A 22622-nucleotide genomic window follows, 5' to 3' on the forward strand; every position below is an offset into this window, starting at 1 on the left:
AAGGTCGTGAAGCACTGCATCGCCGCGTTCGGCCTGCGCGCTCTCAGGGTACAGGTTCAATACAGCACCAACGCTTGCGCTGCCTTGCGCCGTGGGCGTGCTGTGGTCCATGCAAACCATGTTTCACTGCTTGACGGAATCATCGTCGCCCTGGCCAGTCCGGTTCCGCTCGTGTTCGCAGTAGACACGGACTATTCGCGCCGCTCGTGGGCCGCTCGTATCGGCCTCGGGTTCCTGTCGCGCATGGGCTTCGGTTCGGTTGTCCCAATCGACGCGACAGCACCGTTTGGCATCCGTTCGCTTCGGCGCGCTATCGCTTCCGGTGCCAACGTCATGGTCTTTCCGGAAGGGTCCATTTCGCCCTCGGGGCAACGCCAATCCGACCAGCCGGGGCTTGAATGGCTGGTTGCCAGGACCGGCGCGACACCAGTCGCTGTTGAAATTCACGGCGCAGAGCATAGCCGCCTGTTTGCCAAGGCTGGCACACGTCTCTGGCCGAGGATCACCCTCGACTTCTAATCGTATCTAGCCGCTCAAAAGGGGGATCGCGATGGGCGCAAACGCATCACGTAGCGCGCTGGAGCAAGCTGTTGCTCTCAGCGTTTTACCGGGCACAGGGCGCAAGACACGCGTTGACGTGCTCCTGCATGAAAAGGACTTTGCGAGGACGGCTGCGGTGCGCGATTTCCTTGCGATGGACCACGACGAGTTCCTGTCCCTCGTCGTGCATCTTGGCACGCAGGCTCTCATGATCAATCGCGGCCTGAAAATAGAGACAGATGGTCGGGTCATCCGCCTCCAAAACTGGCACCCGTGACACGCAAAATTTTGCGTGTTCATGCACCCGGGCCTATACTGAGAGCGGAGGTTTTCAGTATGGCTATGGACATTAAATCCCTCGGGAAACTGGTGAGCGAGCGGCGGCGCACCCTTGGCCTGACGCAACAGCGCCTTGCCCGGATGGCGCAGCAATCGCCCCGCGCCATTCAGACGCTCGAAGCGGGCACCAATGATCTGGGCTTTGAACGGGTCGCCAAGGTTATGGAAGTGCTCGGCCTGGCGTTCGTTCCTACGCCGAACAAACCGAAGCGTGCCCTGTGGATGGCCGCAAAGAACGCGAGCGTGAGCTACCGTGGGGAGCTGACTCAGGAAATGCTTGAGCGCACGCTTGCGACCGCCGAGGTGCCGTCAGGTTTTGAGGCACATGTCGGCCATTTCCTTGACGAGTCGCCGCTTGATTATGTGGTTATGGCTGTTCAGGAAGCGGCGCAGCAGGAGCATCGCCCGCCGACCGAGATTTGGGCCAACGTCACGAAGCTCGCGCAACGCCACTCAATTACCCGCAAGGAACTCTGGGCATGAGCCAACCTCAAGAACTACCGTCAGGGCTTTGGCAGACTCTCCTGCCAAACGCCCTGACGCTCGTTGATGAGATCGCGAAGTACGGCAAATCCAATCCATTTTTCACATTTGGTGGTGGCACTGTGCTGATGCTCCGGCACAACCATCGGGTGAGTAAGGACATCGATTTCTTTGTGCCCGACACACAAGCGCTGGGATATGTGAACCCACGCCTTAGCTCGGTGGCGGAGAATATGTGCGACGGTCAATATCGTGAGTCCCATTCGTTCATCAAACTACAGCTAGAACATGGAGAAATCGACTTCGTAGCCTCGCCTAACTTGGTTCCGGACGCGCAGGCATACGAAACGTGGACGCTCTTTGACCGACCGGTCAATGTGGAGACGGCAGCCGAAATCGTCGCCAAAAAGATGTACCACCGTGGCGACCAGGGCACCCCTCGCGACCTGTTCGACCTGTCGATGGTCATCGAGCATGAACCGGATACCCTCGCGCATGCACGACCGTTCCTGTATCGGCACCTGGACAGGTTTGGGGCTGCACTTGAGGCGCCGCCGCAAGCGATGATGGACCGCTTCAACGCCATCGACACGCGCGATTACACCCCGACTTTTGAGCATGCGGTGGACGTCGTGCAGTCGTACTTCAACGAGCTTCGCGCAATCCGCGCGCTCTCGGCGCAGGAAGCCAAAGCGTTTGCATCCGACAATGGACTTGTCTTGCAGGAAACGGACACGTTCAAGGGTGAATACTGCGGACCCATCGTTTATCGCACCGAGCGTCATGCGGTGCAAAACATCGGACGCAATGATGCAGTTGTTCATGACGTCGCCGCGCTCGGATACCATGACGCAAATGCTTTCATGCCATCCGACGCCCTGCTGCGCGTGCGCTATCAGGACGGTCAGGCATCGCTCGGGAGCGTTTCAAAGACGAACACTGCATCGAAGCGCAGGTAGTCGCGCTGATGCAGCGCGCTGTCGTCGTCGCCACCGCCGCCGCCGCCCATTGGGTTGGCTCTGGTGATTTTCACCAGTGAAAACGGCGACCGCGTTCATTCCTTGCTGCTGCCGACGCGTCCCAGGGACATTCACCCACCCTTCGCGCTCGCGCCAAAACCCAGTGCGGCACGGCGGGTATACGACCCGTTCTTGACCTTGATCCAATTCAGCGAGCGGCCCCGCACATAGGTCGATGCCTTACGCTTTGCGACGATTCCCTCAAAATCGTGAAGTTGAGCCTGCTCAAAAGCGAGTTCACCTACGCCCTCCACGTCCGTCACATAAACCAGCGTGGACGTGTCCTCGAACGAGTCGCGCAGCATCTCCTTGCGCTCAACCAGGGGCTTTCCGCGTAGGTCAACGCCTTCCGATACCAGCATGTCGAACACAAAGATTCGCGCGGGGCAGCGTCGCACGGCTGCGGGCACGCTCTTAGGCGAGTTCGTTCTGGCCCGTTGCTGGAGCTGGGCAAATGCCTCTTCTCCGCGCGCACCACCGACCGCAAGTTCGCTGTCCCACACGAAGTCACCAGGTAGGGCTGCAACCGCCGCGACAACCTCGGGGAAGGAGCGATTAAGCGATTTGCCTTCCCGGCTGACGAGTTCGACACCCCGCTCGCGCTGTTTTTTCACCAGACACCGGTAGCCGTCGTACTTCCACTGAAACAACCAATCCTTATCCGAGAATGCGCGCCGACGCAGCGTCGCCAGCATCAGGTCACGCGAATCAATCAGGATCGGCATACCCATGCGCTCATTGAGTTACGGACGCGACCAACGAACGTCTCAGACACAACCAGCATCGTTGATAACTGTACTTATCACGGGTGCTGTTTTTTTCGTCACAACTGGGGGATTTTTCGTTACACTTCATTTTTCCCCAGCGCAATCAATCACTTGCCGAACAAATGACTAGAAAAAGCAGCGAGCGCCGGAAGGTCGGAGCCGATCATTTCGCGTTCTATCGTGCGTATCTCGAAGGCGTGGAAATCGACAAGGCCGCAGAACGGTATCTGCACTTTTCGCCCAGGGACGTCCGGTCGATCCGGTCTGAGTTCAAGTGGATCAGACAGACTCTCACGCTCGCCGCAACGCGCAGCGGCGACCGGCGAAGCGCTCTACTTCTCGGTCTTGGCCCTATCCCGGTTCCGGCCGCTTCCGGAGCGTCGGCGGAAGCGTCGAACGAGCAAACACTCGAGACGTTTGCCGCTGAGTTCGATCCGGAAGGCGTGCTGTCCGAGTCTGACCTGATCGCGTATTTTGAGGAAGCGCAGCGGGATCGGCCCGTCGCTGCCGACCGGCGTGCATCAGGTGCAAAAGAGCGCCTGCGCGTGCGCCAGCTCGCGGCGCTTCGGTCGCTTGAAGTCAGTCTAGTCGATACACCGAAGCTGCATCACATGATCGTAGGCTGGCTTGAGCCAGCCCTGGCTGCTCGGCTCAATGCTGCACAGATTTATACGCTCGATGATCTGGTGAACCGTTGCAATCGCGACGGACATAGGTGGTGGACCAAAATCGCCGGTCTTGGTGAAAAGCGGGCTACCCGCGTGACTAGCTGGCTAACGGGTCACTCGGACAGCATTGGCCATGTCCTCTCACAACGCGCGCTGGTTCCGCGCCGACAACTCCAGGCTACAACGCCAGAAGCGTTCACGCGTGCGCCCACGGCCTCTATCGCTCCACTGGAGGCTCTGACGGTCCCCGCCTCGCTTGACGGCTCTACGGGCCGCAATCGCGCGCCGATTGAGCGCAAGCAGATCGACGCGAACAACGACTACGCGGCGATCTATAGCTGGTTGCGGGATTTTGAACACAAACCCCATACGTGGCGTGCTTATCGCACTCAGGCAGAACGCCTGCTGCTTTGGTCGATCTTCGCGCGGGGCAAAGCGCTGTCATCGCTTAATACCGATGACGCGCGAGCGTTCCGGGACTTCCTTTTAAACCCGGAGCCTGCGGACGTCTGGGTGGGTCCGCACGGCGCGGAGCGTTGGTCCCCAGCTTGGCGACCATTCACCGGGCCACTGTCGGCGTCAAGCTGCAAGATGGCAATCGCAGCGGCAAGCAGCCTTTGTGGCTGGCTGACGAGCCAACTCTATCTGGCGTCAAACCCGTTTCGGGGAGTCAAGGTGTCATCGGGGACCTGCCCCGAACCCGGTGGGGACCGCGATCCGTCCGACCGTAGCCTTAGCATCGGCCAGTGGCACTTCCTCATCAACGGCGCGTATTCGGAAGAAGCCGCGGCATTGTCACCGACTGCATTTCGTGACCGGTTCTTACTGCTGCTGGGCTGTTTTGGCGGATTGCGGGTTTCGGAAATCGCAAGCGCAAAGGTCCAGGACTTGAAACACTTCGAAGCGGCTGATCCGACTGATGTGTCATTGCGGTGGTATCTGCGCGTGATCGGCAAAGGCAAAAAGAGTCGCAAGGTGCCTTTGCCAACCCCGCTTGTCGACGCGTTACGCGCGTATCTACTGTCGCGAGGTTATACAGGGTCGCTCATTGCCCTTGCGGCATCGAAAGACCCGATTCCGCTTGTTGGTCGCCTTGACGGCAATGACCGTGCGGGGTTGCTGTCTGCATCGACCGTTGGGGAAACGTATAAGCGGATTTTCACGCAGGCCGCGCGTCTCCTGGGTGATTCAGAGGCCGCAGAGGATTTGCGTCGTGCAAGCGGGCATTGGCTGCGCCATACGCACGCCACTCACTCCATCCGTCTCGGAACGTCGCCGGCACACGCGAAAGACAATCTGGGGCATGCTTCTATCGCGACCACTTCCCAGTACACTCACATCGAAATCAACGAGCGCTGGGAGCCGATGGAGAAGTTCGCTCGGGGAATGCTGCCGTCTACATAGTTTCACCAGTGAAAATCGCAGTAGGCGCAGGCGTAAACACTCAAATAGTTGTTGACATCATAATATCATGACGTCATAATGGTGGTAAGTGATAAGAGATGGGGAATAAGATGACCCAAGCTGAATTGACCAAAGCAATGAATCAGGCGCGCCGCGACTATGACGCGTCCAAGCTGGTGAATATCGAAGTGGTCTTCATAGCTGGCGTGCTCGGCTTCGCCCTGCACTCATGGATCGCCTTCATCGCTGTTGCGCTCGGTCTCCTTGCTGCACTTCGTGTCCCATATCTCGGTGGTCTCTTGTCGGTGGTTCTGAGCCTGACCTGGGGTGTAGCAGGCTGGCAAATCGCAACAGGCTTTCATGCTGGAATCGTCCCGCATGTCCTGCTCGCTGTCGTTGCCTTCCTGATGGCGTTCGGTGCTCACAAGGGTCATCGGAGCTTCTGGGCCTGATTCTTCGAGGGTTACGGTCGCGGCAGACGGTTAGTTGCGAGCGAAGATTCGTTTCCATCTGCAAACCAAATGGGCGGGTCGGGGGTCTCCCTGATCCGCCCTTTGCATATTTTCACTGGTGAAAATTCCCTAGCGGCGGCGTTTGCTGCTGCTGCTACTGCTGCCTCCCTGATTCGGCTTCGTCTGGCCATTTCCGCGTGTCGGCTTGGAAGCAACGATTCCATCTGCTGCATCCCGCTGTGCCTGGAACGCCGCCTGCATCTGCTGTAGCTCGGGATTCTTGACAGTGATCCCAGCCGCGACCGCCGCTTTCACCATGCGCTGCGTAAATACGGTGTCGCCTGCCGTCAGCACGATGCCGCCGCTCCATTTCTCGCGCGCATGGAACAGGGCCAGCGCAAGGTCCGCGTCGGTGACAATCTTGCGGTCAAAGGTCAGCTTGTTTCCTTTATCCACGAAGACGGTCGCGCCAGATTCCCGGCGATATTCGACGTTTCCATTGTTGGTCACTTTCCAGCGCAAACCGCTGATTTCCCGCATCAATGCCTCGGACTGATGCGCGCGGATTCGATTGGGCTGTGCTGACCTTATCGCATCTTCCTCGCGTTCTCGGGCGAGCAATTCCGCGAGCACCTTCTCCGGATCGTCCTCCACCGATTCATCGGCTGGGAGCGTCACACCAGCTTTCTTCGCGTCGCGGCGCTCCTGGTACACGATGCCACGCAGCGCACTGAGTGCAGCCGCGTCGCCCTCCTTGGCCTCACGTTCCAGCCACGCCCGCCACGACAAAGAAGGAACGCGGGCAGCTATAACAAGCGCGCGTTTCTGTTCGGCTTCGGCGCTGATGCGCGCGAGCTCGCGCGCACGCTCGAAGGCCAGAAGACTGTAAAGCGCCTTCCGTTGGCTGGGGTCCAACGCTGATTGCCTCGCCTCATGTCGCTGACGGGCCAATGCCTGCTTGAGCGCTGAGACCTGTGCTCTCTTCTCGGTTGTTATCGTGCGCAGCGCTGCGTCCGATTCCGCGCGATTCGCCTTGGTCATACTCTGCTCGGCCTTAAACCGCTCGATCAGCGCCGTTCTTTCGGCGGCTCGTTCCAGGCGCCTCGCTTCTCGCTTCAAGGGATCTCGTTTAGGCGGTGCGGCCTTTCCCGTCGTTTGCGCTGTCGAAGTTGCCTGCGACTGCGCCGTGACTGCCGGTTGGAGAGGCTTTCCGCTGGGTTTGAATGGACCGATTACGCTTTCGACCTCACCAAACTTTACGGCTCGCAATGCCTTACTCACAGGTAGTTTCACGATCTCGCCATCGGGCGTCATCGCCTCAAGCCGGAATGCAGCACTCCCCGCCTTTTCGATTCGCATGCCGTGCTTTTCGAAGACGCTATGAACAGCGTCCCAGTCTTTGCCGGCCGCGATTGTCGAGACCAGTTCGTTGGTAACAACGTCCCTGCAATGGTCGACAAGGGAGCGCTCGTCCGACCACGCTTCCATACGGTCGAGTCGTTGAACATAGGCTTCGTGCTTGATGCCTTTGGTTTCCTTGTAGGCGTCATTCGGAACAACGAATTTCCTGCCATCGGGCAATTCACGCACAACGAATAGTCCGTTGTCGTGGGACCAGCCATGTTTGATTTCGATTTCTCGCGCTGCACGATGCAACGTTTTATGCATCCACGGCAAATGCTGCGATTTGAAGGTTTCCGGATGGATTCGGCTGACCTCGATGTGGCAGTGCAGATTGTCGGTGTCATTGTGAATCGCCATGAGCCACTGGTGCTCATGCAGGTTCAACGACTTGAGCACGTCCCGGCTCGCGGCAAAGACCGCATCGTAGGACGGGCGTTCGTGTTCCGGCCAACTCACAACCAGGTGGATTACCGGATTCTTCACGCTCGGGTTTCTATTGGCGGTCTGGAAGAACTGGACCGGCGCGGCTCCGACCGACAAAAGGCGGTTCATGCTGACGGCGACGCATTTTTCCTTACCTGCGTCATCCGTCTCCTGCGCAACATACTGCGTGAGCTGTCCGAAACCCGGAAGATCCGTTGCCAATTGGCTCAACTGCGCGTCGGTCATCCCACTGGTGATGTACTTCGCCAGCGTGCCGAAATCGGAATGCCCGTCATGTCGGTTTGCGATTTGCTTTGCAATCACGGTCAGACCATCCGTTCCAAAGTCTTGACGCACTCGGCTCCAATCAGCCGGAAATTCTCGCCGTCGAACTGCGCGTCGCCGCTGGCAACGGCGTTGCGCAGTTGTCCAACCGCCTCGGCCAGTCGCGTGATTGCCTCAACTGCGTCGGCGTCGTAACGCGCGGCAGTACGCCGCCCGAGCGCACAACGTCGGACGTACTCGGAAAACGTGAGGCCGCTCTTGCGAGCCTTCGCTTCAATCTCTATCGCGTCTTCCGGCGTGACGCGAAATTTCTTTGTGACGGTCGCATTCGGCCCGTCCTTCTGTCTGAAACCCATCTAGTGTTCTCCATCCGCTGCGCTGCCGCGGCGGCTTGCAGTTTTCGCGAAGCGGGGTCTCGGGGCGAAGCCCTGAGCATCCCCAGGAGGGGTAATGGCGACGGGCGCGAAGCGACCTAGCCATTACCCCGTTGGGGCCGCAAACTTCAGTTTGTGGCCACACCTGGCATCCTGTCCCAGAATTCGTTTTGCGGATTCACATGGTTTGAAGATGATTTGAAGACGAAATTGGGACGCGATAGCGGCGAAAGGTAGTCGGCTTTGCTATTCGGCAACCGTAGGTTGCCGACACTTTTTCGACGCCTTCGAGGCGAACCGCTGAGGAAGAAATGTACGCCAGTGTGACGGAACTTGCATTAGTTGTTGCTGTTTTTTTGGACTAAATTGGGCGCAAATGGTATGTTGCAGCCATCAAAGTTTCAGGCAGTCGACAACGACTTGAGAAAGCATGAAGGCCAAGCTGGGAAGTGACGTAAGCCGCGTGCGGACCAAAAGCATTAGCTTAGAAGACAAGGAGCGGATCACTTCGCTACGAATCCTGACGCGAAAGGAAAGACAGATTGCTGACGCGGAAGCCGCTGTTGGTGTGGTGCTGGATCAGATAGCGACGATGCGAAAAGCAGGCGTGACGTTCGCGAAAATCCAGCGAATCTTCGCGGCAGGCGGAGTCGAAATCGAATTGACCATGCTTCGCAAAACATTCGAAAAGCTCGACGCCGAGCGACAGCAGACAACAAAGCAGGGGGCTTGAATGACAGTCATTCAGAAGCCGAATCGCAAGATCGGCATCGTAGATAAGCACGCTATCGGCGTGAGCCTCGAAGTAGCTGCCGTGGCGGTTGATCCCGACGAATACAGCTATCGGACGGTTTTCAAGGAGATGATGCCCAAGCTATACGTGATGCGACAGCGCGGCATGTCTTTCGCCCAACTCCACCGGGTACTCAATCAGGCGGGCTTCCCAATCGCACTGGCGACGGTTCGGACGTACTACAACGAATGCCTGCTCGATATGCTGGACGAATGCCAGAAATACTTGAAGCGCATGGAGCGTGTTATCGACGTTGCAGAGAAAACGACGGTTGAAGTAGACCGGACTCGCGATATACAGGCGACCAAGCAGGCTATTCGCTCGGCGGTATCGGCAGAGGGGGACCGTCGCGCGGCGACGGCAATCAACGCGTTCTCAGCAGTACCGTCAATCGGTAACGCCCCAGGATTGCCAGCACCTACCCTAGACGCAAAATCCGCTGTGAGTGCGCCGCCCTCGGAAGCATCAACCGAAGGGGATGAAAGCAGTGACGGGTCGGGAAATTCAGAGACCGATAAAGGAACGTCCTCGCGGAGTTTTGCGCCGCCCGATCCCTTGATGGGATCGGGAACGCTGACGTCGCAGGCGACGCCTGCGACGTCAGCGAATTCTGAGGCGCTATCGCGCCCGCAAAAAACGTCGCCGGCGCTGGTTGCGCCGGTCGTAGCAGCCAACGCCGCGCCTTCGCGCGTCACGGCTGCTACGCAGTCGCCGTCGTCGCTCGAGGCGACAACGGCGACTGGCTCGGCTTATTGCCTCACAAACCCCACAGATGAACAGATAGAAATGGTCGCCGGACTTCCGCCCGAGGTGCTGGGAGATACAGTGCTGGAACACCCGGCGATCCCTGGATTGCTGCTCACGCGCAATCAGCGCCTCTATGTCGGCAGACTGGAATACAGAAGCGCCGCTGGAGTCGAATCAGTAGAGAAGGGCACTGAAATGATGAATCGCAGGGAGTGGAAGCAGGCAGTGCCTACTTCGGTCGGCAGGACTAGCGGTGATTTTGTCGAACTCGATACCAGCATCATTGGTCGCCGTCGAAAATCGTGACGGTGGCGGAAGGGCGTAGTGGTAGTAGTGCGACGGTTCGGTCGAAAAATTTTCACCAGTGAAAACGAGAGCGTGGACGATTCCCGACGCCGCCGCGTGGACGATACCCCGATAGATATAAAACTGGGCATATCCGCCATTTTTCAGCGTCTATCGTTCGGCCTTTGCCTAATTGATGGGCTGTGCGTGCTAGTTTTGCGCCGTTTTATCGACAATCCACAACGCATATTGCGAAGAACGGCGGAAGTGGCAGGTTTCCGACTGCGCCGAACGTGGGTGATGCCCCGATGGCCCGTCAGGAAGCGTGGACGATACCCCGATAGGGGAACGCTACCCCGAAGGCCGGAAGCCGCCGAGGTCACGCCGCAGCAACGATCTTTTCAAGCGCCTCCATGCCAAGCGCTTTCATGTTCTTCGTGTAGAAAGTCACCTTGCGAAGATTCTCGTCGTACCGCACACGGTAATCGGGCAAAGAGTCCGTCTTGACGACCTCTCTCAGAATGCGCCTGAAATCGCGAATGCTTCCAGTCGACCCGGTTTTCTTGAACAGTTCTTCCTCGCCAATTGACCAGGTAGCTTGTCGGCCGCAATGCTTACGTGCGATTTCATAGAGCCGCTTTTCAACCCCTCCGCGAATCTTGAAATAGGCGCGATTGATCGTGAGCACTTCGAGTGCTTGCACAGCCTCAAAGAGCCACGCAGAAAGGGTAATTTCGATGGACCCCATGCCGCTCCCGTTCGCGTCCTCGACAGTCTCCCAATCCTCGATCAGTCCGAATCCCTTGCGCAGAATCTTCCCGCCGACCTGAATGTTGGTCTCGATAACCGTTCCCTTCAAACGAGAAAGTGATTTCAGGATGGCTGCGTAGTCCTTTCCCCCCGTTTGCTTGCCGGTCGCGAGAAGATACGAGTAGGCGCTGAAGCGCACCTTACGATTTCGAATGTCCCCGCGTTGCCGGTTGATACCTTCAACGAGCTGGCTCGTCGCGAAGATCAGCAGGTCCTTGTCCCAGATCGTCGCAATGCCTGCGACGCTCGGAGTGACGGTGATTTCTATTCCCTTATGCGTGTAGTGCCGGATAGCCGTGTCTTTCTGCGTTTTCAGGCTAAAAAACGGATGCTCCATCGTATGTCGATCGTCTTTAACCGACACGTCATAGAAATCGGCAGCGAAGAAATCCAGTTGCGCGTATTTATCCGCCTGGTGGGCGTTCGACGCGGACCTATATTTCGCTACGGGATGGTCTTTCGCTACTTCGCTATCCTCGACAGCAGGCAGGGAAAGTTCTGGCAATTCTGGTTGTTCGCTCATAAGTCTTCCGAAGGTTGACCCGTTTTCTTTTCGCGTGAAGCCTCAACAGCGGACGTCTTCAACTGGAATAGCTCCCAGAACGCTGGATGCATGCCGCGCTCGCCCGCTTCCCACTGTTGCCAGGTGCGCAGTCCACTATGTACGACCCTTGCCGCAGCGGTCTGAGAAAGCCCAATCGCCTTTCTTTGTGCCCGAATGTCCGCAGGCTCCGGGCCTTTCTTCGATAAGCCATGCTCGGCCTGATTCTTGGTTCCATCCACTTGAGTTGACCCTCCACTAGTGTGCGCAATATACGCGCATTGAGCGTATTTGCAAGGGCCAGATAGTATTCCGATGCTCGGGGTAGCGTTCCCCTATCGGGGTATCGTCCACGCTTCCTGACGGGCCTATCGGGGTATCGTCCACGCTTCCTGACGGGCTACCGGGGTATCGTCCACGCTTCCTGACGGGCTACCGGGGTATCGTCCACACTTGACGTCCTCTGCCGGTTAATCTTTGGGGTGAAAATGCGTAATACTCCAATATCACATGCAATAAAAAGGGAATATATCAGGACGAATTGGCTAGCCATCGGCCGCCTGCAAAGCTCACGGGAGCGCGATCCGGCCTATTTCTAGAGCCCCATAAGGGTTGCATCGGGTCGGGGTATCGCCCACGGTCCCATTTTCCGGTCATTTTGGGGTCCCTTCGGTATGAGCATCTGTGGATAGTCTCGGGTATCGTCCACGTCTTTATCGGGGCATCGTCCACGCGGCTCACGGGGTATCGCCCACGCCTTTTTCGGGGTATCGCCCACACGCAGTGTTTACAAGGCGCTGATTCGTCTACATAAATTCGTCCTATCCACAGCCGTAACACGCGCGCGCGTTTTAACGTTTACTTCTTATAACGCTTTAACAATCGACCGGGCATCTGAGGCAAGCGGAAAACCCGCGCCCGTCCGTGTACAACTCCGCTATCCACACTGGCGTGTGGATAGCCGCTGACGCGGTTCCGGCGTTGCACACCGACTCCCCGCGAGCTTTGCCCTTCGGGCCTGACGCGCGGCAAAGCCGCTTGCCTTACCGAGATAAAAAGCCGAATCCCGACACACAACACTTGCGGGTGCATCAAATCGCCACTAGAATCGGCCCGGTGTGCTACAAACCACAACATTTATTGTTATGCCAATACGACAGAGCGATCTGGTGGTCCTGAAACAGGCCATTGCGCAGGAACAGATGCCGGCATGGAGCACTACCCACAAATCCATCCTCGCTGCGGACGCTGGCGTTTTCGTTGCTGCCGCGATAGGCCACTACCTTCAATGGCGCGCTGCGGGCGTTCTCGTGACGTTCGCTGTCGTCGGTGTCCTGTTCATTCTTGCTGTTGCGCCGAAGCCGAGACAACGCGACAGGGCCTTCTATGAACGGCCGGTTTCGGAGGCATCCATTGCTGTACTGCTCTCGAGTCTTAGTACTGACGTCATCCAAGCGCTTAAACGAATGAGCGCCGACGACAGCGAATCGTTACTGCGTGTTCGTCATCTCCGCGAGCTGGTGTCCTCCGAAGTGGCGCCTGCTGAACAGCAAGTCGCATGGCGTAGCGAGGTTTGATATGACGGGTGCTGAGTTCAAAGAGGCATTGAAGCGAGCCGGGTTTTCCCAGACAAGGTTCGCGGAGCTTATGGGGGTACACCGAAACCGAATCATTACGCGCTGCAAATCGGCAGAAGTAGAACCGTACTGGACCTACGCACTGATAGGTCTCATTGCGCAGGGTGCGAACAGCGAAATTGCCAGCATCTTGCGCCGACACGAGTAGGAAAAGTGGGTTTTCACCAGTGAAAATCTGTGCATCAAATTATTAACTATTTCATTGAGGTAATAAATGGCCAAAGCCGCTGCTGCTGAAGTGATCGACGCTGTTGCGAAGATCGATTCCAAGCCGTTCAGTCAAACAGTTTTTCTCGCGCATGGCGACAAGGGCGGGGTAGGGAAGTCGTTCTGGATGCAGTCATTCGTTGACTATGCACTCGCGGCTGGAATCCCGATGGCGGTTATTGACGCGGATACACGCAATCCCGACGTCGACCGCATGTATGCAGGCGCTACCGTCTGCCAGAAGATCAACCTTCGGCGCGACGACGGTTGGATGGACGTGATCGACTTCATCAAGGCTCATCCGGACAAGCATGTCGCCATTTCTCTCCCGGCCGGCATCGGTGAAGACATGCAGAAGGAATTCGTTGACTTCTGCCGGTTCCTGAACACAAAGGTGCCAGGCGCGCCGAAGGTCGTGATGTTCTGGGTGATCAATCTCTTTGCGGACAGTGTGAACCTCCTGCGCGAAAGCCTGAATGACGTCGGCCAGCATATCTCGAAGGTGGTCGTCGTGCGAAATCTCGTTTTCGGCGAAGAAAAGATGTTTTTCATGTGGGACGAATCGCCGCTGCGCGCAGAACTCGAAGGCAAGGGCGTCTGTACTACGGTGTCGCTTCCGGCGCTGCATCTGCGTGTCACCTCGAAGTTGTTCGCGGCGCTCGATGGCGTGATGCCGTTCTCGAAGGCCATGAAATTTCCTGCCGCGTTCGATTTGAGTCACAGCGAGCAATTCAAGCTCGAAACGTGGACCACAGTGGACGCGAAAGCGCCGCTTGACCATGTGCGCGAGTTCGTGGGTCTCTAATCACTTTCACTGGTGAAAATATGCCCACTGTCTGGATGGTGTCCGGAAACAAGGGGAACGTCGGAAAGAGCGCTGTGGCGATTGCACTCACGCAAACCCTGCTGACTGCGTGCGGCGAGCACAGTGTCTCCGTCATCGACGGAGACGGCAGGACTCCTGATGTACATCGAGTGTGCCTTCGACGTATTCCGGCGAAGGTTCTTGATTTTCGTCGCTTACGTCCGGACAGCGCACAAAGCATGGTTGAGGACGACTATTTCAACGAGCTTTACCGGAAACTCCGCATTTCCGATCACGTTGTCATTAACACGCCAGACGGGGCGGACGATCAGTTGATGGGCTGGTTCGATTCGACGCTTCAATGTACCGAAAGCCTTTCCAAGTCCGATGACGACATAGATGTGCAGTTCAAGTTTCTCTATGTGATGAACGCCGGGGACGATGGGTTGGACTACCTTCGCCAGCTTTCTTCCCGGTTCCAGATGCTCTATCCGGTTCGCAACCTGTTCTTCGGTCCTCCCGAACGCTTCAAGACTTTCAATGCGGAATTTGCTTCGGACTTTAACAACATCCTGGACTTCCCGGCATTGGGTGCGTTTGAGTATGACCGGTTGAAGCGCTTCCGGCTTCTGCCCCAAGACTTCGTGAATCTGCGGTGGTCTCCAGATGCTCGGGACGTCGTTACCCCAAAGCTGCTATCGCGCAAGCGTGTCCAGGATTGGCTTGCTGCCGCCAACGACACTTTCAGCACGCCCATGTATGACGACACATCTAACCTGAAACAAGGCATATCCGTATGACAGCAGAAGCTACTTCCGCTGGCGACGAGGCACTAACGCCGTCTAGCGGTCTCATTCAAGCAGTCGAAAAGCTCGTAGGGCGGGCTTTGTCGAAAGATGAAGCGATCTACTGGCAACGAATCCAGGACACCTATGGAATCTCCGACGATGATCCGCTGGTGATGGTCGTTGTTCTGCTCGCCGTGCATCAACACCTGTTCAACGATCTTCCAGCCAAGATCAGCGAAGCAACGGAGCGGGCAATAACCATCCATCGCACCACGCTCGAAGATCAGGCAACGATTGTCGCAAAGGGGCTGCTGGAGAAACTGACACCGATGTTTGTCAAGGCAGTCAATGAAGCGGGCAAGGGAAGTGCGCCGGGGACTATCCCTAGCCTGTCCAGCAAGATGATTTTGGCCGTCGCTGCGTGCAGCTTTGCGGCTGCGGTAGCAGGGACGTTCGCAACGCATTTCTTTATTCGGTGAATTCATGACACACCCACTTATCGAAAACCACGCCGACTATTTCGCTGTTCTGGCGAGAACGGACTCGGCACAGCCAAAAGACGAGCGTTTCATTACGCGTGCTTTCGCATCGTCGGGTTTCACCGATGAGGATGCTGGCGATGAAGGCGTGCCTTTCACTCACGACGAGACCAAGCTGACGCTCGCCTGTGATGGCGATACGGTCGTTTTCTATCATCCGTCGAACGGCAACTATGCGCCGATGCCGTTGATGTACGGGGACGTTTTCATTGCGCTGCAACGCATGCAATGGTCGTCGGCTGTTTTGTATTGCGCTGGTGACGCGGAAGAAGTGCTGCGCGAAATGGCAGGACGCATACCGGCTTCGTATTCGGACTTCGCATTGACAGCAGCGATGCCAGAACCATCAAGCGCAGAGGTCGCGGACTTGCGGGCCAGCATAGCGGCTTCGCCTGTGGCGCAGGCAGAACCGGGCTTCATGATCGGAAGCCTTACCGAAGACGAACCACCAGTTGATCAATCGAGCCGCGAGCGTTGGGGGCAAATTGTCGATGATGAAGCGTCCGTGCGAAATCACGATGATGAGCCGGTCGTTCTCGAAGCAGCGCCCGTCGCACGCGAGCAGCGTCAACCGGCACCGGCACCCGCTACAGTTCCGCATCGGGTCAGCCACGCGGAACCGCATACGCCTCGCCAGAAAAGCGACGATGATCTTTCGTCGCTGGACCTTGAACGGCTTTTGATGGTTCGCGAACGGGAGATTGAGAACCTTCACGAAATCATCAAGCAAATGCTGCTTGGTCAGAGCATGAGCCAGTTCGCGGCTGCCGTGCTTCCGCACGATGCGATTCTGATTGCGCATCTTTACGCGCCGTCAACGTCAAAGCTCGAATTGCTCGGCTTCGAGCGCGTCTACAACGCGTACACCAACGAGGAATATGGTGTGACGGTCGATGGGGCGTTTCTTGTGTTCACGAAAGACCTTGCTGGCCCAGATTGGGTTGAGACGCTGCTGAACCGTCTTGGTGGGCGAATCGAGCGCGTATGGCAGGCAGTTCCGTCGCTTGTCGGAACACTACTTGCGCAACGGGTTCCGGGATCACTCACGCCTGCTGACTTGCGTGTGGCTGACGCACAAAACGTCGTGGCTCGACTCGATGAAGCCATAGGCGCAAGCGCGCGCGAGCACGTCGACCAGTCTCCGGATAATTCCAGCCAGGCAGCAGAGCTGACAAAGCCTGATGGACGTGCGCAAAGTCAATCGGCACAAGTCGATGAGACTGCACCCGCAAGCAATCTGACGGTCGAGCAACAGAAAGCGATCGACGCTATGGGAAGCACCTTCACGACGATCATGCGCGAGGTTTTCAAGGCATCGAACGATACGCAGGCCGTTGCTGCCCGCGTGTCGGACCTGGAGGCGACCCGATAATGTGGACTGCGCTACTAGCCTATCCGTCAATGCGCCTTAACACCGCCCAGATACGGCGGATTGGGCCGGTGGCACTCGCGCTGCTGGCTGGATATGTCGGTTACTCCGGGGTCGGCGCATGGATGGCTGTAGCGCCACTATTCGCTTTGGCGTGGGGCATGTCTACCGGGCGTCGGCATGCCTTCCTGATCGGGCTTGCGTATTACGCCGCAGCGGGCCGCGGCCTATTTCATGGTGGCGGCGTTTTCTTTGCTGGTGTCGACACTCGGGAGGCTGAGTCGATGATGTGGGGGGGCTTTGTTTGGCTGGCCCCGTCAATCCTGCTCGCGACTGTATGGGGGCTATGCTGGTCCGTGCGACGTCTTTGTGTCGGAGCATCCATCGCGCTGCTGTTGGTCAGCATTCCACCAGTCGGGCAGATTGGATGGGCCAATCCGCTTTCGTCGGCCGGTTTTTGGTTCCCCGGCATGGGCTGGTTTGGCTTGTTGTTGATGGCTGCAACCATGCTCGCTATGGTCCGCTGGGGATCAATCGTTGCGACGTCTGGAGTCAGGTTCGATAAGTCGATTGTGGTAATCGTGGGTGCGATGATGGCAGTGGTCCTGTCTAACGCGTTGTGGGCCGCTCCACCGGCTCCGCGTGGCTGGGTAGGGGTGCAGACTCACCTGAGCCGAACGGACGGATGGGAAGCGCTTGAAAGCGTTCAGGATGCTGTCGGTGTCGCCATGAAAGACAAGCCTCGCATCATTGTTTTGCCGGAAGCGGTCGGAGGCGATTGGGATCTGAACAAGCTCTACTGGGCCACCATAGCTTTCGAGCTGCGGAAGAACGATGTGACGGTCGTTCTGGGCGCGGATCGCGCACTGGATAGCCGTCGTAGGGTCAATGCCCTTTACACCGTAGGGGCGGAAGGTGGGCAGGAATGGCCGGATCGCGCTCCGGTGCCTCTGGGTATGTGGAATCCTTTTTCGAAAACGCGGCACATCGTTGCTGATTTCACGGGAACCGGCGTTCGCCGTCTTGATGGCGTCGATACGCTCTACCTGATCTGCTATGAGCAACTGCTGGTGTGGCCGGTGCTGCGTAGCGCGATGCTGCATCCGCAGGCGCTTGTGGGTGCGTCTAACCTGTGGTGGGCGAATGGGACGAGCATTCCCGGCATCCAGAAAGCGACGCTCGCGGCGTGGGGACGGTTGTTCAATCTTCCGGTCGTGCTGGCCGTGAACGACTGAGACCTCCGCAATGAGCTACTACTCCGAAGGTCGCGTGTGGGATGAGGAAGAAGCAGAACTTGAGGCGGCAGTCCTCAACGCGCGCGCTGCCTGGCTGACTCGCTGGCCTGCTCACTGTCGAACGTGCCACGGCGCTGGGGGTGACTATGACGTTTCGAAAGATTGTGTGCACCCTTGCGCGTGTATCGAGGCTAAGACGTGTCCTCGGTGCGGATGCCCTTCCGATCCCGCTTCGATTGAACCAAGGTGGGAGTGTCGTCTCTGCGGGTGGCTTCTGGCTCAATGCAGCCTAAGCGGCGACATAAGCGACGCGCAGTGTCCGTGATCGAAAATACTGCGTGAAACAAAAAACCCCGGAGAATTGGGCGCTCCGGGGTTTTCTTCCGTTCGGGTGAACGGTTGACGCAAAAGACGCGTCATTGTATCAGCAGAGGCCGTAGTCATTTGCGGGAATCGCGCTTCCGATCCAACGCGGTGCAACGGTACGTCATCTGCGGATTCAGGACTTCTCGCGCGTGCCGTTCGGCGTGCGAATCCCTGCCTCGCTATGCCTGTTAGAGCGACGGGGGACGCTCGCCCGGTGCAGCGGAACGGAGAATGTAACAGTCTCCCGATAACGGCGTGATCTGGCCTTTGTCATTCAGTTCCCAACTCGAATCGCCTGCACTCTTGAGTTCCCAACACGAATCGCCTGCATTCTTGACGCCTCTACCTACGATCTGGATCGGCGGGTGTTGGGGCTTTGCGCTTTTCTGGTCAATGCCAGGTGCGGGCCGTACTTCGCTGTGAAGGGTCACGACGGTAACGGGGTGACTTCCCGGCGCGACAGGAGATTCTGCGTGGGCGTCGGTCGCGACAATGAGCGGCACGGCAACCAGCATGCCGAGAGCGGCGGCGCACAAAATCTCGACCGCGCATTTCGAGCGGTGATGGTTCTGCTTCATTCTGTGGTTCTCCTTTTTGCTACCCCGTCAAAGCTCGGGTTTCGGTTCAATGTGTTCGGCTCAATCAGTGGCGTTGTTGTCAGGCTGCGTACAGCACGCGGTGTTTGTCCATCCACTCAGGTTCGATCCCTGCAACCTGCTTCTCTGCCCACTCGCGCACGGCGCCTTCGAGCCAGCGTGGTCGGCGCGGCGTATGCTTATAAGGGCCGAGGCGCACGGTCAACCGATTGTCAACGTATGCTGCGATGAACAGCACGCCGCGCAGCTTCACGCAGGCAGTCCATGCGCTACCGTCGCTTTCTTTGGTCACGCTGATGATTTCCATGTTGCGGTACGTCCTGCTTTGTCAGATTGACCCGCCGAAGCGGGGCATTTGGGTTAGTCCGGTGCGCGCTGTGTGACTTTCAATTGGCCCTTCATGTGGCCTTCGAGCAATTCAATCTCGAAGAACAGACCACCATGAATAGTGAGCGTCTTGCCGGTGTAGCGGGCGAGGTCGCCGTGCCAGTAGCAGGTCTTCATCGTCGTTGTTTCCCCCGTTGCTGATCAATTAAAAGCATGTTAGGTGCGTTGTGCGCACCTTGTCAATGTAGGAGTGCAAAATAAATTGCTTGACTAGGTGCGCACAACGCACCTAACATAACAACTCGGACAGCCCCAAAAAAGGATGGTGCAGAAGATGGTGAGCGATAACGAGCTTTACGTTCTTATTGAGCGTGTACGCGCCACGGGAGCGGTTGTCAATGTGACGTATGACGGGGATTCCACTGCGCGCGATCCTCGGGGGTTTATCCGCTCTGTACAGGTCGCAGGCCTGCGCGGAATCGGCCCGTGCGCAATGTCGCCACTGTATGCCGCAGAGCGTCTGAGAGAAGTGCTCGCAGTGGGAATCGGTTCGGGCGAAGACGCTCAAGTTGGCCCTGTCTGCGCTTTGTTTGACGCTGCAAAGGTAGGTATCGAGCGGCACCGTTTTTCTACTACTCAGGGTGAGTTCACGGTGTCCTATAACGGTTCGAAGATCATCCGATATGGCGATGACATTCGGATGCGAGGGGGAGAGTTTGTGGGACTTTCTGACTCGGATATTGCGGGCATCGTGGAGCGTCTTTTCAAGTACGGTTGCGTGTATAACAAGGTGGAACCTCTCCATCTGAAAGCGGCGCTGTAAGCGGTCCAATCGGGCCGTGCGGGGCGCGGCCAATTTGAACAAGGAGGTGGATGATGAATCAGCAGATCGCACGCGCAGTGGCAGCATACGTGAGCCTCGACAAGATCGGCAGGCCGTATGTGTTGGTGTTGTCGCAGTGGGCGTCGACAGACGGCAAGCGTCGTGGCGCATCGAGCGGTAGGTTGTTCAGCGCTGCGTCGCTGGAGGAAGCTGGGGAACAGGCGCGTAACCTGACCTCCAACGTCTACTACGACGCGTAGATCACTCATCGGCGCGCGTGGAGTGGCCGGGAGGCCATTCCTGCGCGGTTGCCTCGACACGGCTGATATGGCGCGTTATAAAGTCGCCATCAATCAAAGCCGATAAACCGATCATGACTCAGAGTAAAAGCGTAAAGATGTCGCCTCCGCAATACGGGAAGGGCGATTTCAGAAAGGTCTTGATGGTCCTGGCTGCTGTCCAGAACCTCCAGGACGATGACCAAGGGGCGTCGCTCCTTCGGCTTGTTGATGCGACCGGGCTGGACAAGAAGACGGTCTTTTCTTCGCTCCGCTTGGCGACGATGCAGGCAGGTGTGCATGTTGAGCAGGTGAAGGCGTGTTACCGGATTGTCGATTGGGGGCCGCTGCTGTTGCCGCAAGGGGCTGCACTGGCATTGAAGGGAAAGCTCGATGGCCGCTTTATTCAAGACGGCTCTGTAGTGCCAGAACCGATCCCCCCTCGGCCGAAGGTGGACGAAGCAAAACCAGGGAGAAAGAAATGACAGAGAAGTGTTCTAACGATTATCGCGAAGCGTCCTTGATGGACGATGACCTGTGGGGCGTGAAGATGCGTGATGGAGGCTGGAGCATCGCTAATGGTCCCGGCTCAATGATGGCGTCGGCCGATGATGCCGGTTGGCATCTGCCGGTGCGTTTTGAAGCCGAAGGAGCGGCGCTGGATGCGATTCTGTCTGGTCCGCGCGTTCCATTCGATTTCGCGGTTGACGGTGCATGGGTGACGCACTGCCTCAGTTGCGGCGGCGTCTTGTATGAACCGTATAGCAAGTAATATTGCACTATGTTGCGATGCTAGGAATTTTTCACTGGTGAAAGCCCACGACGCGATTGTCGTCTTGCAAAGGCTCGGCACGACGCGTATTGCAGGAATCGAAAACCGCATGAAGATAAAAAAGGACTGCTGGCTGTGCAGCCCTTTATTGCGTCTTCAATTGCTATCGGAACTGGACCCGTCTGAACGCCGCAGCCTTTCCCTTTTCCAGCATGCGAACAGCGCCTGTTTCCAACGGCTTCAGATATTTCAGGTCATCGACTTCGATCTTTAGTTTGCGTGCCGCTTCGTTCCAGTCATCCGTTGCGAGATTGAGTAACAAGAGGGTGCCGGTGTTCTTGATGAAGTCGGAACTGAAGTGCGCTGGAGACTGACCCGCGAGCAGGATTGCCAGACCGAATTTGCGCATTTCGGTGACGATCACATTGATGGGATTGCTGCCGTCTTCGTCATTGAACTTCTTCGACTCATCGAGCACGATCAGGCGTCGAAGTTTTCCACCGGATTCTCCGCGCTGCATCATTTCTCGAATGATGGCGCGCATGCGGAAGCGCACGAACATCTTCAGCTCGTCCTCGGACTGGGCCAGCGGCTTCAGGACGTAGCGACGGATGCGGGCATTTCCAAAGGGTGGCGGGTTCGGGTTGAATGCGCCGGTCGCGTTCAGGTTGTCCAATCTGGTAATGACGCTCAACAGTACGTCCTTGCTGCTGTACTTGATGGCGTCTTCAAACTCCCGACCGGTCTCGATGCTGTTCAGGAACGTGGCATGAGTTTCGAGAGCCTTCGTCTTTGCGGCTCTCATCTGTTTCTGAAGGGCATCCAGATCGCCGTCATCCTTTGCCTTGCTCTTGGCGAGTTTCGTTCGAAGCTGAGTGATGGCGTTCATCGAGCGGCAAAAATCATCGAATGCGCTCAGGGCATAGCTTCCCTTGTCCTGGTCATCAATACCCATCCACAGCGCCTTCAGTTTCCGTTTGGCGAGGCGGATGACGTCGGGTAAGGTCGGGTAGATGCCGCCATACGATTCCCAGTCCTGGGCTTCGATCATCTGGCGTATTTCAGCCTGGGTCGCTTCACGCCTTACCCACGTCCGCGGATTTTCGGGATTGATACCCCTCGCGATGTATGTATCAGTCAGAAGATGACGTAGCAGACCTTCCTGATTTTCCCCGAGGCGACGTGACGTGCTGTTGATGGCTTCAATGACGTCATTGACGGCACGACGCACTCCACCATAATGCGGATCGGGGTTGAGGACGAGAGGGTTGAACCCGTAGCGAGTGGCTTCGCTAAATAGCACGCTCTGTGCACCTGGAATTTCAATGTCGCCGTGGCTGTCAAAAATGTCGATTTCGACGTCATCCGGCATGTTGGTGACGAACTGCCGTATCCAGTGTGTTTTGCCTGCACCGGAGGTGCCTGCTACACCTACGTGGTGATTCGAGACTTCGGATTCTCGCCAATAGATAGGCTGAACCACGTTATCTTTTCGCTGTTTCCAGAAGTCGTTGCCGATCAGAACCTGTGACATTCGTTTCTCGCT

At 57.3% G+C, this 22622-nt stretch carries 26 protein-coding genes; 18 read left to right on the forward strand and 8 right to left on the reverse strand.

Features of this window, described 5'->3' with window-relative positions:
- From PWP93_RS36285 to PWP93_RS36300, 4 genes are all read left to right on the forward strand, one after another.
- Window positions 1–519, forward strand: a 519-nt coding sequence (locus tag PWP93_RS36285; protein WP_421048297.1) for a 1-acyl-sn-glycerol-3-phosphate acyltransferase, incomplete at its 5' end; no start/stop codon positions are given.
- A 31-nt stretch (window positions 520–550) separates the two neighbouring features.
- On the forward strand, window positions 551–817 hold the full coding sequence (locus tag PWP93_RS36290) for a hypothetical protein (protein WP_421048298.1): 267 nt from the start codon (window positions 551–553) through the stop codon (window positions 815–817).
- Window positions 818–876: 59 nt separating this feature from the next.
- Window positions 877–1362 (forward strand): helix-turn-helix domain-containing protein, encoded by a 486-nt coding sequence (locus PWP93_RS36295; RefSeq protein ID WP_421048299.1) that lies wholly within the window; start codon window positions 877–879, stop codon window positions 1360–1362.
- Window positions 1359–2321 carry a nucleotidyl transferase AbiEii/AbiGii toxin family protein gene (locus PWP93_RS36300; RefSeq protein ID WP_421048300.1) on the forward strand — a complete coding sequence of 321 codons (963 nt, stop codon included), beginning with the start codon at window positions 1359–1361 and terminating at the stop codon, window positions 2319–2321. The genes PWP93_RS36295 and PWP93_RS36300 overlap by 4 nt, the downstream gene beginning before the upstream one ends.
- Window positions 2322–2452: 131 nt before the next feature.
- Here PWP93_RS36300 and PWP93_RS36305 read toward each other — a convergent pair whose 3' ends face one another.
- A complete protein-coding gene (locus PWP93_RS36305) occupies window positions 2453–3106 on the reverse strand; it encodes a DNA ligase (protein WP_421048301.1) in 654 nt (217 codons plus the stop codon).
- Window positions 3107–3189: 83 nt separating this feature from the next.
- Between PWP93_RS36305 and PWP93_RS36310 the strand changes: the two genes are divergently transcribed.
- Complete coding sequence (locus tag PWP93_RS36310; RefSeq protein WP_421048302.1) at window positions 3190–5220, forward strand: phage integrase family protein; 2031 nt, start codon at window positions 3190–3192, stop codon at window positions 5218–5220.
- Window positions 5221–5330: 110 nt separating this feature from the next.
- Complete coding sequence (locus PWP93_RS36315) at window positions 5331–5672, forward strand: hypothetical protein (RefSeq protein ID WP_421048303.1); 342 nt, start codon at window positions 5331–5333, stop codon at window positions 5670–5672.
- A gap of 129 nt (window positions 5673–5801) precedes the next feature.
- Here PWP93_RS36315 and traI read toward each other — a convergent pair whose 3' ends face one another.
- Both traI and PWP93_RS36325 read right to left on the reverse strand, forming a co-directional pair.
- Window positions 5802–7823 carry a TraI/MobA(P) family conjugative relaxase gene (traI, locus tag PWP93_RS36320; protein WP_421048304.1) on the reverse strand — a complete coding sequence of 674 codons (2022 nt, stop codon included), beginning with the start codon at window positions 7821–7823 and terminating at the stop codon, window positions 5802–5804.
- A gap of 2 nt (window positions 7824–7825) precedes the next feature.
- The gene (locus PWP93_RS36325) at window positions 7826–8140 is read right to left on the reverse strand and encodes a plasmid mobilization protein (protein WP_421048305.1); all 315 of its coding nucleotides are present in this window, start codon (window positions 8138–8140) and stop codon (window positions 7826–7828) included.
- Window positions 8141–8588: 448 nt separating this feature from the next.
- On the opposite strand from PWP93_RS36325, the gene PWP93_RS36330 reads away from it, so the two are divergent.
- Both PWP93_RS36330 and PWP93_RS36335 read left to right on the forward strand, forming a co-directional pair.
- Window positions 8589–8891, forward strand: a complete 303-nt coding sequence (locus PWP93_RS36330) for a hypothetical protein (RefSeq protein ID WP_421048306.1) — start codon at window positions 8589–8591, stop codon at window positions 8889–8891.
- Window positions 8892–10004: a hypothetical protein gene (locus PWP93_RS36335; protein ID WP_421048307.1), complete on the forward strand. Its 1113-nt coding sequence runs from the start codon at window positions 8892–8894 to the stop codon at window positions 10002–10004. It abuts the gene before it with no gap.
- Between the two features lie 358 nt (window positions 10005–10362).
- Here PWP93_RS36335 and PWP93_RS36340 read toward each other — a convergent pair whose 3' ends face one another.
- Window positions 10363–11316 (reverse strand): replication initiator protein A, encoded by a 954-nt coding sequence (locus tag PWP93_RS36340; RefSeq protein WP_421048308.1) that lies wholly within the window; start codon window positions 11314–11316, stop codon window positions 10363–10365.
- A gap of 1136 nt (window positions 11317–12452) precedes the next feature.
- On the opposite strand from PWP93_RS36340, the gene PWP93_RS36345 reads away from it, so the two are divergent.
- From PWP93_RS36345 to PWP93_RS36370, 6 genes are all read left to right on the forward strand, one after another.
- Complete coding sequence (locus PWP93_RS36345; protein ID WP_421048309.1) at window positions 12453–12911, forward strand: hypothetical protein; 459 nt, start codon at window positions 12453–12455, stop codon at window positions 12909–12911.
- Between the two features lie 274 nt (window positions 12912–13185).
- Window positions 13186–13983 (forward strand): hypothetical protein, encoded by a 798-nt coding sequence (locus tag PWP93_RS36350; protein WP_421048310.1) that lies wholly within the window; start codon window positions 13186–13188, stop codon window positions 13981–13983.
- Between the two features lie 20 nt (window positions 13984–14003).
- On the forward strand, window positions 14004–14783 hold the full coding sequence (locus PWP93_RS36355) for a hypothetical protein (protein WP_421048311.1): 780 nt from the start codon (window positions 14004–14006) through the stop codon (window positions 14781–14783).
- Window positions 14780–15250 carry a hypothetical protein gene (locus PWP93_RS36360; protein WP_421048312.1) on the forward strand — a complete coding sequence of 157 codons (471 nt, stop codon included), beginning with the start codon at window positions 14780–14782 and terminating at the stop codon, window positions 15248–15250. Before PWP93_RS36355 ends, PWP93_RS36360 begins: the two co-directional genes overlap by 4 nt.
- Window positions 15251–15254: 4 nt before the next feature.
- The gene (locus PWP93_RS36365; protein WP_421048313.1) at window positions 15255–16682 is read left to right on the forward strand and encodes a hypothetical protein; all 1428 of its coding nucleotides are present in this window, start codon (window positions 15255–15257) and stop codon (window positions 16680–16682) included.
- A gap of 68 nt (window positions 16683–16750) precedes the next feature.
- A complete protein-coding gene (locus PWP93_RS36370; protein ID WP_421048314.1) occupies window positions 16751–17914 on the forward strand; it encodes a hypothetical protein in 1164 nt (387 codons plus the stop codon).
- A gap of 554 nt (window positions 17915–18468) precedes the next feature.
- Here the strand turns inward: PWP93_RS36370 and PWP93_RS36375 are convergent.
- From PWP93_RS36375 to PWP93_RS36385, 3 genes are all read right to left on the reverse strand, one after another.
- The gene (locus PWP93_RS36375; RefSeq protein ID WP_421048315.1) at window positions 18469–18858 is read right to left on the reverse strand and encodes a hypothetical protein; all 390 of its coding nucleotides are present in this window, start codon (window positions 18856–18858) and stop codon (window positions 18469–18471) included.
- 79 nt (window positions 18859–18937) lie between these two features.
- Complete coding sequence (locus PWP93_RS36380) at window positions 18938–19183, reverse strand: hypothetical protein (RefSeq protein ID WP_421048316.1); 246 nt, start codon at window positions 19181–19183, stop codon at window positions 18938–18940.
- 53 nt (window positions 19184–19236) lie between these two features.
- Window positions 19237–19380, reverse strand: a complete 144-nt coding sequence (locus PWP93_RS36385) for a hypothetical protein (RefSeq protein ID WP_421048317.1) — start codon at window positions 19378–19380, stop codon at window positions 19237–19239.
- 157 nt (window positions 19381–19537) lie between these two features.
- On the opposite strand from PWP93_RS36385, the gene PWP93_RS36390 reads away from it, so the two are divergent.
- The 4 genes from PWP93_RS36390 to PWP93_RS36405 all read left to right on the forward strand — a co-directional run bounded on the left by PWP93_RS36390 (window position 19538) and on the right by PWP93_RS36405 (window position 21076).
- The gene (locus tag PWP93_RS36390) at window positions 19538–20026 is read left to right on the forward strand and encodes a hypothetical protein (RefSeq protein WP_421048318.1); all 489 of its coding nucleotides are present in this window, start codon (window positions 19538–19540) and stop codon (window positions 20024–20026) included.
- Window positions 20027–20079: 53 nt separating this feature from the next.
- Window positions 20080–20286 (forward strand): hypothetical protein, encoded by a 207-nt coding sequence (locus PWP93_RS36395; RefSeq protein ID WP_421048319.1) that lies wholly within the window; start codon window positions 20080–20082, stop codon window positions 20284–20286.
- 113 nt (window positions 20287–20399) lie between these two features.
- The gene (locus PWP93_RS36400) at window positions 20400–20789 is read left to right on the forward strand and encodes a hypothetical protein (protein ID WP_421048320.1); all 390 of its coding nucleotides are present in this window, start codon (window positions 20400–20402) and stop codon (window positions 20787–20789) included.
- Window positions 20786–21076: a hypothetical protein gene (locus tag PWP93_RS36405; protein WP_421048321.1), complete on the forward strand. Its 291-nt coding sequence runs from the start codon at window positions 20786–20788 to the stop codon at window positions 21074–21076. The genes PWP93_RS36400 and PWP93_RS36405 overlap by 4 nt, the downstream gene beginning before the upstream one ends.
- A gap of 163 nt (window positions 21077–21239) precedes the next feature.
- Here PWP93_RS36405 and PWP93_RS36410 read toward each other — a convergent pair whose 3' ends face one another.
- A complete protein-coding gene (locus PWP93_RS36410; RefSeq protein WP_421048322.1) occupies window positions 21240–22610 on the reverse strand; it encodes a hypothetical protein in 1371 nt (456 codons plus the stop codon).
- Window positions 22611–22622: the final 12 nt, after the last annotated feature.

It is taken from the genome of Paraburkholderia sp. A1RI-2L, from assembly GCF_048957375.1.
Taxonomy (GTDB): Bacteria; Pseudomonadota; Gammaproteobacteria; order Burkholderiales; family Burkholderiaceae; genus Paraburkholderia.

Excerpts from the sequence above, each read along its gene's own strand:
- PWP93_RS36290 (WP_421048298.1), top strand. The coding sequence starts at position 551 with ATGGGCGCAAACGCATCACGTAGCGCGCTGGAGCAAGCTGTTGCTCTC.
- PWP93_RS36295 (WP_421048299.1), top strand. The coding sequence starts at position 877 with ATGGCTATGGACATTAAATCCCTCGGGAAACTGGTGAGCGAGCGGCGG.
- PWP93_RS36300 (WP_421048300.1), top strand. The coding sequence starts at position 1,359 with ATGAGCCAACCTCAAGAACTACCGTCAGGGCTTTGGCAGACTCTCCTG.
- PWP93_RS36305 (WP_421048301.1), bottom strand. The coding sequence starts at position 3,106 with ATGCCGATCCTGATTGATTCGCGTGACCTGATGCTGGCGACGCTGCGT.
- PWP93_RS36315 (WP_421048303.1), top strand. The coding sequence starts at position 5,331 with ATGACCCAAGCTGAATTGACCAAAGCAATGAATCAGGCGCGCCGCGAC.
- PWP93_RS36325 (WP_421048305.1), bottom strand. The coding sequence starts at position 8,140 with ATGGGTTTCAGACAGAAGGACGGGCCGAATGCGACCGTCACAAAGAAA.
- PWP93_RS36330 (WP_421048306.1), top strand. The coding sequence starts at position 8,589 with ATGAAGGCCAAGCTGGGAAGTGACGTAAGCCGCGTGCGGACCAAAAGC.
- PWP93_RS36335 (WP_421048307.1), top strand. The coding sequence starts at position 8,892 with ATGACAGTCATTCAGAAGCCGAATCGCAAGATCGGCATCGTAGATAAG.
- PWP93_RS36340 (WP_421048308.1), bottom strand. The coding sequence starts at position 11,316 with ATGAGCGAACAACCAGAATTGCCAGAACTTTCCCTGCCTGCTGTCGAG.
- PWP93_RS36350 (WP_421048310.1), top strand. The coding sequence starts at position 13,186 with ATGGCCAAAGCCGCTGCTGCTGAAGTGATCGACGCTGTTGCGAAGATC.
- PWP93_RS36355 (WP_421048311.1), top strand. The coding sequence starts at position 14,004 with ATGCCCACTGTCTGGATGGTGTCCGGAAACAAGGGGAACGTCGGAAAG.
- PWP93_RS36360 (WP_421048312.1), top strand. The coding sequence starts at position 14,780 with ATGACAGCAGAAGCTACTTCCGCTGGCGACGAGGCACTAACGCCGTCT.
- PWP93_RS36365 (WP_421048313.1), top strand. The coding sequence starts at position 15,255 with ATGACACACCCACTTATCGAAAACCACGCCGACTATTTCGCTGTTCTG.
- PWP93_RS36375 (WP_421048315.1), bottom strand. The coding sequence starts at position 18,858 with ATGAAGCAGAACCATCACCGCTCGAAATGCGCGGTCGAGATTTTGTGC.
- PWP93_RS36380 (WP_421048316.1), bottom strand. The coding sequence starts at position 19,183 with ATGGAAATCATCAGCGTGACCAAAGAAAGCGACGGTAGCGCATGGACT.
- PWP93_RS36385 (WP_421048317.1), bottom strand. The coding sequence starts at position 19,380 with ATGAAGACCTGCTACTGGCACGGCGACCTCGCCCGCTACACCGGCAAG.
- PWP93_RS36390 (WP_421048318.1), top strand. The coding sequence starts at position 19,538 with ATGGTGAGCGATAACGAGCTTTACGTTCTTATTGAGCGTGTACGCGCC.
- PWP93_RS36395 (WP_421048319.1), top strand. The coding sequence starts at position 20,080 with ATGAATCAGCAGATCGCACGCGCAGTGGCAGCATACGTGAGCCTCGAC.
- PWP93_RS36400 (WP_421048320.1), top strand. The coding sequence starts at position 20,400 with ATGACTCAGAGTAAAAGCGTAAAGATGTCGCCTCCGCAATACGGGAAG.
- PWP93_RS36405 (WP_421048321.1), top strand. The coding sequence starts at position 20,786 with ATGACAGAGAAGTGTTCTAACGATTATCGCGAAGCGTCCTTGATGGAC.
- PWP93_RS36410 (WP_421048322.1), bottom strand. The coding sequence starts at position 22,610 with ATGTCACAGGTTCTGATCGGCAACGACTTCTGGAAACAGCGAAAAGAT.